Origin of the sequence: Bacillus cereus group sp. MG4 (genome assembly GCF_040460055.1) — a bacterium.
In the GTDB taxonomy this organism is placed as follows: Bacteria; Bacillota; Bacilli; order Bacillales; family Bacillaceae_G; genus Bacillus_A; species Bacillus_A wiedmannii.
This window is the reverse complement of record NZ_JARVGZ010000001.1, coordinates 955,575-969,180: the sequence shown is the minus strand read 5'-3', so window position 1 is coordinate 969,180 and position 13,606 is coordinate 955,575. Positions and strand designations below refer to the sequence as shown.

Genomic DNA, 13,606 nt, shown 5'->3' with positions numbered 1-13,606 from the left:
CTAGTAAAGTGGCTGTTTCTTTTTTTAGTTCCTATTATGGCTGGGTTATAAATAGTGAAAATGGAAGTGTATATCAAATAATAAAAAAAGGATCAAAATGGATCAAAGTATCAAGTAATCCATTGTTAAAAAATGTATTTTGTTTGCATTTTTTTAATCGGCGTAAAGGTTGGGCGTGTAATAAAAAAGAAATATTTAATACAAAAGATCGCGGTATAACATGGAAAAAGGTAGTATATAAAATTAATAATATTGATAAATTAGTTTAAAAGAGTCCTAAAGAAATTAGGGCTTTTTTTGTTTTTTAATGGGGATTGTTGTAACACACAATGATAAGAGGAAGGAAGCGAGTGTAGAACTTATATTTTCAAAAATAGACGGTTGTTTTTACACAGTATAATTCACTTTTGAATATGTTAATAAAGTAGCAAATTCATAGGAAATGGTAATACTTAATATTTTATGTCACATGATGTGTAAAGGGGGCGTGTAATGAAATCGTTAACGGTTATTATTTTGTATAGTGAAAGAGCACAAATATTAGAAGAGTCAATTCAATCTATATGGAAGCTAAATCCTCTTGAAATTATAATTTTAGTTCCTAACGATAGAAGTAATTTGTATGAAATAGCAAAGAAACATAAATGCCATATTGTTTTGATGGATAAATATAGTACGTATTATGATGGGTATGAAGCTTCTGTAAAGGCAGCAAAAGGAGATGTATTGTTATTTGTAGATAGTAATTCTTTATTATCTTCAAATGAAATGAAGAATTTTATTGAGCCAGTCATTACAAATCAGGCTGATGTAGTATTAAACAAAATAGATAAATTTATAGAAGTTGGTAAATGTCCAAATATGGATATTGTTTGGAGAAAAATGTTAAACGAAATTTTATGTCGACCAGATTTAAAAAGCAATTCAATATTTTCATTACCATATGCACTTACGAAAGAAGTAGTGGTAAATATCGGCTTTGATTATATAAAAGATATCGTTCTAGCTCATATGAACATAGTGAATCAAGGCTGGCGGATTAATGATCAATATGCAATAAAAACGTTATCTGAAGATGAAATGTTAGAAGAAGAAGGGTATTTATTAAAAAAAGAATTATCAGAAAATGAAAAAGAGAAAGTGGAAAAATATTTAATCGGTATTTCTAAATGGATAGAGAAAAAAGGAAGAAGAGTAGGGTTTACTGATGCAGGAAAAAGAAGAGATATTATTCAAAGATTAGGTGAAAGCAAGCAGTATCCTTCGTATCATCGAGGTTGGGGAATGCATTCTTCAATTTATGACGAGAAACAACTATCTGTCATTATACCAGTGCAAAATGAAGAAGAGACTATAGAACAAGTAATACTTGAGGCAAGAAAAATAGAACCGCTAGAAATAATTGTCGTTGTAAATGGTTCGACAGATCAAACGGCCAATATTGCTAAAAGACTTGGTGCTACTATTATTGAATATAACGAACGACTTGGTCATAATGTTGGACGTGCTATTGGAGCGCTTGAAGCTACAGGAGATATTCTTTTATTTATTGATGGTGATTTTAGTGTTTCAGGAAGTAATTTGCATCACTTTACAAAAGCAGTTTCAGCTGGTGTAGACATAGCATTAAATGATTTGAATCCGATGTTAAATCCTCCGTTTTATGTTGTAGACGTCGTAAAGTATATGCTTAATTTGGCATATAATCGTCCAGAATTAAGTAATGGCTCATTAGTAGCGATTCCACATGCTATGAGTAGATCATGTTTAGATGCAATAGGCTGGGAAAGTTTACTATGCCCTAGTCTTGCACAAGTAAAAGCTATATTACAAGGGTATAGAGTAGAATGTGTACATTATGTTGATGTTGTAAAACCGAATAGAATTCGTTTAATGGAGAATGTAAGTCATAATGGACATCCTCCAGCGGTATTAAGAATAATCGGTGATCACGTTGAAGCTCTCTCTTACTTAATAGAACACCTTGAAATAGATGGAAAGGGTGATTAAACTGTTAGACCAATACAAAAAAATTAACATTTCATATGAAGAATTATGGCAAATGGATTTTCAAACTACAGAACCATTTATACTCAAGGTTGATTGGGGTAAAGTAACGTATGAATTTTTAATTCGCATTAAGCCAGGTGCTTCTAACACTATTGTTTTTGGATCCGGAGCAGGTGGATTTCAAGAACAGCCAATTGGTCCACCTATTTTTCATAGACATTCTTGGATGGAAGAGTTTGAAGATACTGTTATATATTATAATGATCCTACATTATATCTTGGAAAATTATCTTTAGGTTGGGGACAAGGGGAGTTAGATAGATTTTACTTACAAGATATAGCAAATATTTTAGAAATATTATTTACAAAGTTAAAAATTGATTCGAAAAATGTGTTGTTTTATGGCAGTTCCGGGGGAGGGTTTATGTCTTTAATTTTAGCTGGATTCGTTAAGGGCTCCACAGTTTTAATTAATAATCCTCAAACAAATTTATTAAAATGGATACCTGTACCAATAAATCTAGTTTTCGATTTGTCTTATCCAGGTTTATCAAGAGAAGAAGTTGAGGAGAAATTTGGCGAAAGAATTAATGTTGTGAAATTTTTTAATCACATTAAATATGTACCGAATATTTATTTTTTGCAAAATTTTGCGTGTGAATTTGATGTGCAAAATCATTTAATACCATTCATTTCTGAATTAGAACAACTGGATAAAGATACAGAAGTAAATCAAATTGTAATAGACTTATATTTCGATAAAAAAGCAGGGCATGCAGCGGTAGGTAAGAGTGAAACAATTGAATATATAAAAAAAGTAAAGCCTAATCAGACTGTAAAAAAAGAACAAAAAGAAGTGGCACTGTCAGTCGTTATAGTTTTAGGAGAAGAAAAATCGAAATTGAATCAAATTTTAAACAAAGTGCACCATATAAAACCATTAGAAATTATCATTGTAGCTGATGATAGAATGAGTGCGATACAATCCATACCTACATTTGTTGAGAGTAACGTTGTTGTTATTGAAGAAAAAAATAAATGGAAAGCACCAGTTTATGGGGTGCAAATCGCTAATGGAGATGTAATTTTATTTTTAAATGGAGAAGATGTTATTTTTTCGGTAGAATTAGAACGATTTATAGAACCACTACTAAAAAAGGAACAGGATGTAATCTTGAATAACATAGACTCTGTATGTTTTGAAAAGATGAGAGTAGAATGGCCAAGCATTGCTATGGTGTATAGAAAAATAGTAAACGATGTATTGGGGCGTATGGATTTAAAATATGATTCGATGTTATCTATGCCATATGCTATTACTAAAAAAGCAATTGAAGACATTGGATATGATATCTTGCAGAACCCTATTCTGTCCCAAGTAACTCTTATTGAGAAAGGGTGGCGACTACAATCCTCGTCAGCCATCACTAACACCTCCTTGAATAATATACCCGCAAACAAAACCTCTTTCTATAAAAATGAATTAACTAAATTAGAAGTATGTGAGATTAAAGAGAATGTAAAAACTTTGGAAAGTTGGTTACAACGAAAAGATGATAGAGGTAACTATACAGATGGAGGAAGAAAAAGAGAGATTATAGAGCAACTAAAAAAACAAAAGAATTATTCAAGTTTTCATAAAGGATGGGGTTTGAATTCATCAATTTATAATGGGAAACAGTTATCAATTATTATACCAGCACAAAATGAAGAAGCGACGATTAAAGAAGTTATTCTTGAGGCAAGAAAAGTTGAACCGAAAGAAATAATTGTTGTCATTAATGGGTCAACAGATCGGACAGAAGTAATTGCTAAGCAATTAGGGGCAACCGTAATTGTTTATCAAGAAGCATTAGGGCATGATGTAGGACGGGCAATTGGTGCACAAGAAGCCGCAGGGGATATACTTCTCTTTATTGATGCTGATTTTGCTATTCCAGCAAAAGATCTTCATCCGTTAACACAGGCTGTTACGGATGGTGTTGATATAGCTTTAAACGATTTAAATTTAAATCTTAGATTTCCCCTATATATTGTAAATTTATATAAATATATGTTGAATATTGCTTGTAACCGTAAAGATTTAGGTGTGGGATCCACAATTGCTGTTCCCCACGCTATTAGTCGAAAATGTTTAGAGGGAATTGGCTGGGATACTCTTTATACAGCGTGTGTTGCGCAAGTAAAGGCAATATTAGAAGGATATAAAGTTGAATGTGTCCATTTTGTAGATGTAATGAAACCAAATCGTATTCGTCCAAATGAGCACTTTGCAACAGTAGGACATCCACCGGCTGTATTGAGAATTACTGGAGATCATGTAGAAGGGCTTTCTTATTTAATAAAGAATAGGGATTTTAAAGATTTATTTTAATTTGGAAGCTACTTTACTAATAAGCGTAGAATAGCAACGGATAGAGTATAAGTTGAGTATTGGAATGAAAACAAAATTTAAAGAAGTTACCATTTTGGTTCAGGTGTAAGCGAAAAGTAAAAACTTCTTAAAATATGAAGTGAACCCCGAAAACGGGACACCAATCAAAACACCTAAACCACTTGTTCCCTAAATTCTTTAGGGGATAGGTGGTTTAATTTTTCTTGAATTCGCACACAATTGTAGTAATGAATGTATTCTAGCACAATCTTTCGCACAGTTGTGTTGGATACTTTTGTTATCTCTTGTGAATAGAAAGCTTCACTTTTCAAATGACCAAAGAAGCTTTCCATGACGGCATTATCATGGCAATTTCCTCTCCGGGACATGCTGGTGATAATGCCGTTTTCTTTGGCATACGCTTGAAATTCTTTTGCTGTATAAATACTTCCTTGATCCGAGTGAAGAAGGACATCTTTTACTCTTCGCCCTCTCATTGCTTGTTTCAATGTCTTCATCGCTAATGCCAGTGTTTGTGATTCGCTGATGACACAACTAATAATTTCACGATTAAAGGCATCCATGATCGTTGATAAATACAAGGTACGCTCTCCAAATAAGAGATACGTCACATCTGTAAACCACTTGTCATTTGGTCTGGATGCATCGAATTCACGCTCCAATCGATGAGGGGCTACCATTGGTTCCGCACCATTGATATATTTCTTTTTCTTTCGACGTACTTTTGAAAGAATGTGATTTTGTCTCATGATTCGTAATACTTTTTTATGATTAACACACAGTCCCATTTTTTGAAGAGTAGCCGTCACTCTTCGATATCCATACCGAAATTTATGCCTAAGACAGACGTCCTTTACTTTCTCTTCTATATCATCTTTCCGATCTTCCGTTCGTTGTAACCAGCGATAAAATGTGGAACGGGGTAATTCTAATACGTTACACAATTCTTTTATCGTTATTTTTGTTTTTACATTTTTCCATAAAGTAACTACAGTTTCTGGTTTCAGCCCCTTTCGATTTCCAGATACTTTCCCCATACAAGTAATTTTGTTTTTAGATGCTTATTTTCTAAACGTAGTTGTTCTAATTCACTGAGCTCTTTTGGTCCTTTTCCATAAGAATATTGTTTTCCTATAGGTTGTTGAAAACGATACGTTTGATCTGTACGATACCATTTCATCCATGTCTTAATTTGGGAAACATTTTTAATTCCGAGTTTCTCCATAATTGTACGATTTGAATAACCATCTTTCTTCATTTCAATTACTTTCCACTTTGTTTCTTCTGGGTAATGAACTCTTGTCGTCATACGAAAAAACACCTCCATTGAATTTGCATACTTAGTATGCGAATTCAGGAGGTGTTTTTTTCATGTACCACTATTCGGGTTCACTTCAATACATGAAGAGGTTTTTACTTTTTTTTTTAACTTATTTTAAGTATATCAAGTAAAAAATAAATAAAGAAGTAACGATAAGTTCTATATAACTTAATATCAGATGCAAGTAAGGAGGGAATACCTTTTCTTACATCAATAAAAGGTGTTTTAATATGTATTTAGAAATTAAGGTCTATCTAAATGTTGGGGCAGAAATATCTCTAAGGTGTAATTATGAATTTTCATCTGATTTTAATGTAATACCATTTACCGCATGTATTTCTATTTCAGTAAAAGATGATCTGAATTTATTTATTAATTAATTTATCTAGTTTAATAATAAATTAAATATATATAAAACTGATAAGAAAATAGTAGCTAATTTATAAAAATTAGTAGGAGAGTCGTGTCTAAATTCGATAAACTGCATATATTGTTAAGAGAAAGGAGGGAGAGTTATGGCATGTACTACGAATAATGTTTGTTTAGATGTGTGTCTTAAAATTACAATTACCCCTGGTAGTGGAATTGATGCAGAAGTGGATTGTGGGGGCACATGTGGGACAAGTCCTACAATTGTAATTAGTCCTAGTGGATCAATTGTTATTACTTTACCATTAGTTGCATGTTTCTCAATTGCACTAAAAGATGATTTAAGTGTTGAATCTTCATTAACAAGCCTCTCTTTTCAAACTTCTTAAGAAAGATACAGAAATGAAAAGCCTGCCTGCTACTTTTCTTTTGATCTAATGTAAAAATAGAAAAGATGGTTACAACCCATCTTTTTTATTCTGTCATATATTAAAAATGAGATAATATATTATTTAGTAGGTAGGATGTATAATTAAAAGCACTCTTTACCTCTTTTTTGTTCGATGAGGTAAGAAATTGCTTCTAAATGATCGCCAATGATTTGTTGTGTTGCTAATGAAAGGGAACTTTCCTCAGAGAAGTGTTTTTCAGGTCGAACACGATTCAATTTATCAACGTCGACAGAATGGACATTTTGTACATGAAAGCCTGCTAAAATTGTTTTAACTTGACTTAAGGTTGGTGAAAGAAGTGAATCAAACCCAATTGTATGAATGCATTTTCGACTAAAAGCATGAGGGACAGCAATTGTGGATCCCATACCTAAATCTTTCCGATTACATGCTAAGTTGATAGCATATTTACATGCGGTGATGATAGAATACGGTAGACGATACATATAGTAGTACTCTAGTTTATTTAAAGCTAAGTCCGTGCCATTTTGGATAGATTGTACAAATGGTAATAAATCATAACTAGAAATTAAGAAATCTCCATCTATAAATAATAGTATTTCACCTTTTGCAAAAAAGGCACCGACAGCACGTCCCGTATCATTTCCAAGTGCTTCTTCGTAACTTATAACTGTTGCACCGCAACCCTTCGCCAATTCCTCTGTTTTATCTGTTGATCCATTAACAATAACGATAATTTCAAAAGGTTTTAATTTCTGTACCTCAAAAATGACAGATTCTATCGTTTTTTCTTCATTTTGAACAGGGATAATAACTGATAATTGCTTATCTCCATAAGTATTTGAATAAAACTCTTTACCTGTAATTATTTTTGGGATGTATTTTGGTTCACCGTTTTGAAGCCCTAAAATAATATCACGCTTTCGATTACAATCGGTATAGTTTCCTCTTTGATCTCGCACTAGATTGATCCAATTTGCAATGGCTGCAAGATGATAATGAATGAGTTGAGTTGAAGGAAAAGAGGGAACTTGAGGGATAGAAATCTTTAATTGATCGCAAATCGGAAATTTATGTTCAATAATTTTCATTTGTGCCAATATTGGATTTGATAAATTATCGGGAGTAATTACTTCAAGTACTTTTTTTGTCATTGCATAGGGAGGAAATAATAAGGAGTTAATATTTAAATCTGGGCAATGAAAAAAATGATTCGTTACTTGCTGCCAAATCATTGCTAAATTGGGCTGTTGTTTTTGATGAAAAAAATCATCTAAATTATTTAATACGACGTCAGCAGATCCATTTAGTAATGGTTGAAGAAATTGTATGAGTAAGGAGGGGGGAACCATGTAATTTTCATCTAAAAATAAGAGATACTCTCCCTTTGCTTTTTTGGCGCCAATTACATAACAATTAGTAGGTTCTATCGGTTCTTCTAGTGTAATAATTTCACAATTGTAGGAATCTGCATTCTCAATTGAATCCTGGATATATCCGTCAATAGTAAGGATAATTTCTAAAGGCTGTAGTTGTTCACATGCTTTCAAAATTTCAGGTAAATTTTTTATTTTATGTTGTATGGGGATAATAATAGAAATTGGATTTTTACACATAAGCAGTCTCCTTTTTAATCAGAGGTAGTTGTTAATAAGATTAGATAAAAGAGGAGATACATTTTCTTTTTGTTATAAGCATAACAATCATTTAGTTTTATCAGACTCACAATTTTCATTACTTGTATTAGAACCTTTATTTATTCCTGAAGCGAGTAAATTATTGAGAACGCTAAGGTCTAATTGCAGAGGGATGGAGTTTTCGGATGGAGTTTTCTCATTTTCTTTTTTTGTAGTTAATATAGTCTTTATATTTTTAATTTCTTTATATTGTTTTAAGGTAATGAAAAATCCAGAAATAATTAAGAGAAAAGAAACAGTAGTAAGTGAAAGTATTATTTCCAACATAAAATAGCCTCCTTTAAAACTATAATAATATTATAGTTGAATGTAATAAAACAGAATTCGAGCTAATGAGTTCACTTTTTAAATATATGCAAATCTTTAGCAAAAGTTACTGGTTTCTAAGTTAGAGGAAGCAATTATAGAAGCGTTATAAATATAAATAAATGAAAGGTTCATTTGTAGTGTAAAGGTATATATTATATAGCTTAAACTGCATTTTATAAAAAGTTAAATAGGGTGTAAATTTATACAAAAAGAGCATTTAATTGGACAAATATTTAATTATGTGAAATAATAATAACAGACAAGGAGATGTTGCTTTTCCTTAAGTGCTTCGAATTAATTTTATTCAATAAGAGAAGGTGCGCTTAAAGAAGTTAAATTAAAAAAGGAGCTGTTTTATTATATGCAACAAAATAATGATTTAAATTTTGAACCTCAAGACGTTAATATTGTCAATCCTAAACAAGCCAGGAAAGCAGTAGTTGCTACTGGTATAGGGAATGCAATGGAGTGGTTTGACTTCGGATTATACGCGTATTTAGCGGTTATCTTAAGTCAATTATTCTTCTCAGGTGTTGATAATAGTGGATTGCAACTTGTACTTACATTTGCTACTTTTGCAGTGGCCTTTCTCGTTCGACCAATCGGAGGTGTATTCTTTGGTAGAATAGGAGATAAGTACGGCCGAAAAATCGTGTTAAGTACTACTATTATTTTAATGGCACTTTCTACATTATTCATCGCATTACTACCAACATATGAACAAATTGGTGTATGGGCACCAATACTACTTTTAGTTGCCCGAATGATTCAAGGCTTCTCTACAGGCGGCGAATATTCAGGAGCAATGGTTTATATCGCAGAATCTTCTCCAGATAAAAAGCGTGGTATACTCGGTAGTGGTCTTGAAATTGGAACACTCTCAGGTTACATTGCTGCATCGGTAATTGTTACCATTTTGACGTTATTGTTAACAGATGAGCAAATGCTCAGCTGGGGCTGGCGTATTCCTTTCTTAATAGCTGCACCAATTGGTTTGGTCGGTTTATATTTACGCCGTCATTTAGATGAATCTCCCATCTTTGAAGAGATGGAAAAAGCACAAGAGGAATCTGAAGACAACGAACAATTTTCATTTATGGATATATTAAAATATCACAAAAAAGACTTCTTATTAAGCACAGTAATTGTCGCCTTCTTTAATATTACGAATTATATGATTCTTTCGTATATTCCTTCTTATCTAACTCAAGTACTTAAAGTCAAAGAAACAACTGGCTTATTAATTATTTCTATTACGATGGCACTTATGATTCCACTGGCCCTTTATTTCGGTAAATTAAGTGATAAAATTGGTAATAAACGTGTCGTGCAAATTGGTTTACTTGGTTTAACAGTATTTGCAATTCCAGCATTTTTACTAATAGGTAACGGACATATTGCAGCTATATTTGCAGGTATTTTCGTATTAGGATTCTTCCTAAGCGTATATGAAGGAACGCTACCTTCATTATTACCATCACTATTTTTCACCGATGTACGTTATCGAGCGCTTTCGATCTCATTTAATATTTCTGTATCGATATTCGGTGGAACAACACCGCTCGTATGTTCATACTTAGTTCATGCAACCGGTAACCCGCTTGCACCGGCATTTTATTTAGCAGGTGTAAGTATTATTGGATTAGTCGTATTTAGTGTATTATTCGTTACAACTTCAGGACGTGCACTAAAAGGTTCATATCCTACAGTAGAATCGAAAAAAGAAGCACACCAGATTGCAAAAGAAGACCCTGAAGAAACACTTTGGTGGCATGAAGAGTCATTAGAAATTGAAGCAGGGAAAAATGCTTCAATTTAAAAAGTAACGTAGAAGTATAAAAGACTCCTATGAAAATAGGAGTCTTTTTGTTGTGTTATTTCTTTCTTTTCTTCAAATTCTTCTGATACAAATAAAGCTTATGAATCTCTTCCTTAAATTCATGCAAAAGTACGGTGTTTTCCTCATTTGAATAACGCACTGTATTATAAGCATTTACAATAATATGACTCTGAATATTTACATCTTCTTCACTATTTATTCTTTCTAACCATGCTTCAACAGTTTCTCCTCGTTTTCTATTTAAAGGAGGAGTTAATTTACTCTCCAGTTTAAAAATTTCTTTTCGAATTTCATTATGTGGCGGTTTGTTTCGTTTAAAATGTTTTAAACTCATTCCTTCTTTATCAGTGATAATAGTAGATTCGAAGGCAGGGATATTTGGTAAACTTAATTGTTTTCGTTTTTTTATTATTTTCCAAACGACGTAAATAGCGATGACTGTACAAACTAATATTGTAATACTATTTATAAGGGTTGGATCAAAAGAACGATGTCCAAATTCATCCTTAATTTGAGGATCTTTTAAATTTCCTTTATTCGACCAAAAATCGTCTGTTTCTTTTGATTCAGCTGCCGAAAATAACGGATTAATGGCGTATCCAAATCCTAAAGCAACTACTTGTACGGCATAAGAAAAAAGAAGCCGAATGTATGGAAAAATAGGAATGAGGAGAGCACTAATTATTCCAATCGTAATAAGAGAAGCGAAACGTAATAACTGCTGATTACGATTTGCCCCGGTTAACCAAAATGTAATCATTATGTGTATAACTAACAGTAACAGTTTCCACAAAGGTGGAAAGGGCGCATAAAATACGGCTGAAATACTAAACCAAACAATACTGCCTAATGATTTTTGAACTGGATATCCTGGTCCGATTACATGTACGATAAAGAAGAAAAGCGGTAACATTATTGTGCCAAATAGAGAGAAAGAGAGAAAGAGAGAACAACCGATTATTTGAGTAATTAACAGTATGACAAAACCTGTTGCTTTTTTCTTCATTAGTTTATGGATAAGAAATACTCCAATATAGCCTATTGCTAAAAATATAGCAATAGCAACTAGTTCATCCCTTTCTGTTAATAACGAAAGGAGGAGCAGCAGAATAAAGTCATTAACGTGATAAAGCCAAGTTTTCAAGCTTTTCCACCATCCCTTCGTTATTAATGAGAAACGTAGGCTGAGAGAGAAGAGGGAGTTCATTTCTCTGTAAACCAATATATATCATTGTAGACGATCGTTCTCTTTTTCTCGTTACATAATGAAGAAATCCTTGTTTCGGAAGTAACGTACTATCATCTGAAATACGCGCTAATTCCTCTAAAGATATTCCGTAATGTGTTTGCCCTTCGTTTAATGGTAAGTGCAGAGGACCACCTTCAGCTAATACACTAATAAATAGTTCAAACGGTATTTGATGCTTCGTTGCGTATTGACAAATGTATGTTGCAAATGAAATAAGGTCTTCTATATTATCTTTCCAACCAAACCCGCGATCAGCAGCTAATGAAAGACAAATCGTCCAACTATAATTTTTTACAGGTTCATATTGCTTCGCCTGTAATGATTGCATTTTAGCAGATGCTTTCCAATGAATAGAACGGAAAGACTCACGTTCATAACGTTTAACACCGATAATAGATGTTTCATCATTGTAAAAAGAAAAATTCGTTCGATAAGATCCGGTTAAAAGTTGCTGAAGTTCTTGCAAACCTGCTACTTCTTTAGGAGAAGGGTACACAATAATTTCAGTCCTCAATTTATCAAAAATGGGCAAATGTACAGTTAAAAGATGAAAAGGATCTTTCAAGACACATTCGAACTGTTCAATTTGAAACACACCACGTTTCGTTGCGGTTAATGTTAAATCCCACTTTTGCGCCGAATGAGCAGGTTGTGAAAACGGGAAAGAGAATAGTGTTTTTGATATTTGTTCAATTCCTTGACCTTTTTGTGGTAGTAGTGACGGATCTAAATGAAAATAACAAACACCGTTAACGAGTGGTATATTTGCTCCATTTTTTAAATGAATGAAAAACTGTCCAGATTCATTAGGGAATAACCGAGTTGTTTGTTTCTCGTTTATCACTTGAAACTTTTTCTCTATGTAAGCGACATATTTATAAATAAAAATCGCAAATAAATAGTAGAAGAAAAAGAAAAACATAATGATTCGTTGTGGCATAAAAAACGTAAATAATATAGCGCCGGGCACAGTTAATTGAATAATATGAAGTTGGAAAAATAAAGGTACAGTTACAACACGCTGTCCATTCATGTTTGCTCAATCTCCACTGGTACGTCAACTTCTTTTAAAATCCTTTGCATAATTTCATTTTTTGTCGTACGTAATGCGCCTTCCATTGATAAGACGATACGGTGATTCCAAACAGAAGGAACTAAAAATTGTATATCTTCAGGAGTGCAATACTCTCTCCCGCGTAAAAAGGCTAATGCTTGAACTGCACGCACTAAAGCGAGTGTGGCACGCGGGCTTACACCATTAGCGATGTAATCATGATTTCTTGTAGCGTGAGCAAGTTTAATGATGTAATGTTCTAACGGTTCTGATACAAAAATTTCTTTTACTCGTTTCTGTGCTTCTAAAATATCATCTAAAGAAATAACAGATGTGACACGTTCTAGTGGTACATCGCTACGAAAACGTCGCATCATTTGTAGTTCATCCTCTGGAGACGGATAACCAATTGAAATCGTCATTAAAAAGCGATCAAGCTGTGCATCTGGAAGAGGAAAAGTTCCTTGTGATTCAATTGGATTTTGCGTCGCAATAACAAAGAACGGTTTCGGAAGAGGAGTAGATTGCTTTTCAAGCGTTACTTGTCGTTCTTCCATCGATTCTAATAAACTAGACTGTGTTCTAGGCATAGCACGGTTAATTTCATCCGCAAGCAAAATATTAGTCATAACTGGCCCAAGTCTTAACTCGAATTCACTCGTTTTCGGATTGAAATATTCAATACCTGTTACATCACTTGGAAGTACATCCGGTGTAAATTGGACACGAGAAAAATTACCACCAATACTTTTTGAAATGGTTTTCGCCAGTAACGTTTTCCCTGTACCAGGCACATCCTCAAGCAGCACATGACCATCAGCAAGCAATGAAACGAGTAATAGATCAATAACATTTTCTTTACCGACAAAAACTAACCCTATGTTTTCTTTCAATTTATTTATCATATGTATCATTCCTTTCAAAATATAAACGGATATTTCTATATTTT

At 33.0% G+C, this 13,606-nt stretch carries 10 protein-coding genes and 1 pseudogene; 5 read left to right on the top strand and 6 right to left on the bottom strand.

Annotated elements, in window-relative coordinates; genetic code table 11:
• Window positions 1-2: 2 nt before the first annotated feature.
• From QCI41_RS05050 to QCI41_RS05040, 3 genes and pseudogenes are all read left to right on the top strand, one after another.
• A pseudogene (locus QCI41_RS05050) lies at window positions 3-269 on the top strand (beta propeller repeat protein); the annotation flags it as partial.
• Window positions 270-492: 223 nt separating this feature from the next.
• The gene (locus QCI41_RS05045) at window positions 493-2,010 is read left to right on the top strand and encodes a glycosyltransferase family 2 protein (protein WP_353838110.1); all 1,518 of its coding nucleotides are present in this window, start codon (window positions 493-495) and stop codon (window positions 2,008-2,010) included.
• Window positions 2,011-2,062: 52 nt separating this feature from the next.
• Entirely contained in the window at window positions 2,063-4,384 is a 2,322-nt protein-coding gene (locus QCI41_RS05040) for a bifunctional glycosyltransferase/dipeptidyl aminopeptidase/acylaminoacyl peptidase (protein WP_353838870.1), read from the top strand.
• 173 nt (window positions 4,385-4,557) lie between these two features.
• Here the strand turns inward: QCI41_RS05040 and QCI41_RS05035 are convergent.
• A protein-coding gene (locus tag QCI41_RS05035; protein ID WP_353836606.1) for an IS3 family transposase occupies window positions 4,558-5,714 on the bottom strand; the annotation gives its coding sequence in 2 pieces (ribosomal slippage) (window positions 4,558-5,462 and window positions 5,462-5,714; 1,158 coding nt in all).
• A gap of 527 nt (window positions 5,715-6,241) precedes the next feature.
• On the opposite strand from QCI41_RS05035, the gene QCI41_RS05030 reads away from it, so the two are divergent.
• Window positions 6,242-6,484, top strand: coding sequence for a hypothetical protein (locus QCI41_RS05030; protein WP_000752473.1), 243 nt, complete (start codon window positions 6,242-6,244; stop codon window positions 6,482-6,484).
• A 143-nt stretch (window positions 6,485-6,627) separates the two neighbouring features.
• On the opposite strand, the gene QCI41_RS05025 is transcribed toward QCI41_RS05030, so the two are convergent.
• A complete protein-coding gene (locus QCI41_RS05025; RefSeq protein ID WP_353838111.1) occupies window positions 6,628-8,124 on the bottom strand; it encodes a glycosyltransferase in 1,497 nt (498 codons plus the stop codon).
• 87 nt (window positions 8,125-8,211) lie between these two features.
• Entirely contained in the window at window positions 8,212-8,472 is a 261-nt protein-coding gene (locus tag QCI41_RS05020) for a hypothetical protein (protein ID WP_097916683.1), read from the bottom strand.
• Window positions 8,473-8,875: 403 nt separating this feature from the next.
• On the opposite strand from QCI41_RS05020, the gene QCI41_RS05015 reads away from it, so the two are divergent.
• The gene (locus QCI41_RS05015) at window positions 8,876-10,333 is read left to right on the top strand and encodes an MFS transporter (protein ID WP_001186936.1); all 1,458 of its coding nucleotides are present in this window, start codon (window positions 8,876-8,878) and stop codon (window positions 10,331-10,333) included.
• Between the two features lie 55 nt (window positions 10,334-10,388).
• Here QCI41_RS05015 and QCI41_RS05010 read toward each other — a convergent pair whose 3' ends face one another.
• From QCI41_RS05010 to QCI41_RS05000, 3 genes are read right to left on the bottom strand one after another with little or no spacing between them, the layout of a single operon-like run.
• Window positions 10,389-11,498, bottom strand: coding sequence for a DUF4018 domain-containing protein (locus QCI41_RS05010; RefSeq protein ID WP_353838112.1), 1,110 nt, complete (start codon window positions 11,496-11,498; stop codon window positions 10,389-10,391).
• On the bottom strand, window positions 11,473-12,636 hold the full coding sequence (locus QCI41_RS05005) for a DUF58 domain-containing protein (protein WP_353838113.1): 1,164 nt from the start codon (window positions 12,634-12,636) through the stop codon (window positions 11,473-11,475). Before QCI41_RS05005 ends, QCI41_RS05010 begins: the two co-directional genes overlap by 26 nt.
• Window positions 12,633-13,562 carry an AAA family ATPase gene (locus QCI41_RS05000; RefSeq protein ID WP_353838114.1) on the bottom strand — a complete coding sequence of 310 codons (930 nt, stop codon included), beginning with the start codon at window positions 13,560-13,562 and terminating at the stop codon, window positions 12,633-12,635. Before QCI41_RS05000 ends, QCI41_RS05005 begins: the two co-directional genes overlap by 4 nt.
• Window positions 13,563-13,606: the final 44 nt, after the last annotated feature.

What these genes read in the sequence shown, in the direction of transcription:
- QCI41_RS05045 (WP_353838110.1), top strand. Translation starts at nt 493, where the DNA reads ATGAAATCGTTAACGGTTATTATTTTGTATAGTGAAAGAGCACAAATA.
- QCI41_RS05040 (WP_353838870.1), top strand. Translation starts at nt 2,063, where the DNA reads ATGGATTTTCAAACTACAGAACCATTTATACTCAAGGTTGATTGGGGT.
- QCI41_RS05030 (WP_000752473.1), top strand. Translation starts at nt 6,242, where the DNA reads ATGGCATGTACTACGAATAATGTTTGTTTAGATGTGTGTCTTAAAATT.
- QCI41_RS05025 (WP_353838111.1), bottom strand. Translation starts at nt 8,124, where the DNA reads ATGTGTAAAAATCCAATTTCTATTATTATCCCCATACAACATAAAATA.
- QCI41_RS05020 (WP_097916683.1), bottom strand. Translation starts at nt 8,472, where the DNA reads ATGTTGGAAATAATACTTTCACTTACTACTGTTTCTTTTCTCTTAATT.
- QCI41_RS05015 (WP_001186936.1), top strand. Translation starts at nt 8,876, where the DNA reads ATGCAACAAAATAATGATTTAAATTTTGAACCTCAAGACGTTAATATT.
- QCI41_RS05005 (WP_353838113.1), bottom strand. Translation starts at nt 12,636, where the DNA reads ATGAATGGACAGCGTGTTGTAACTGTACCTTTATTTTTCCAACTTCAT.
- QCI41_RS05000 (WP_353838114.1), bottom strand. Translation starts at nt 13,562, where the DNA reads ATGATAAATAAATTGAAAGAAAACATAGGGTTAGTTTTTGTCGGTAAA.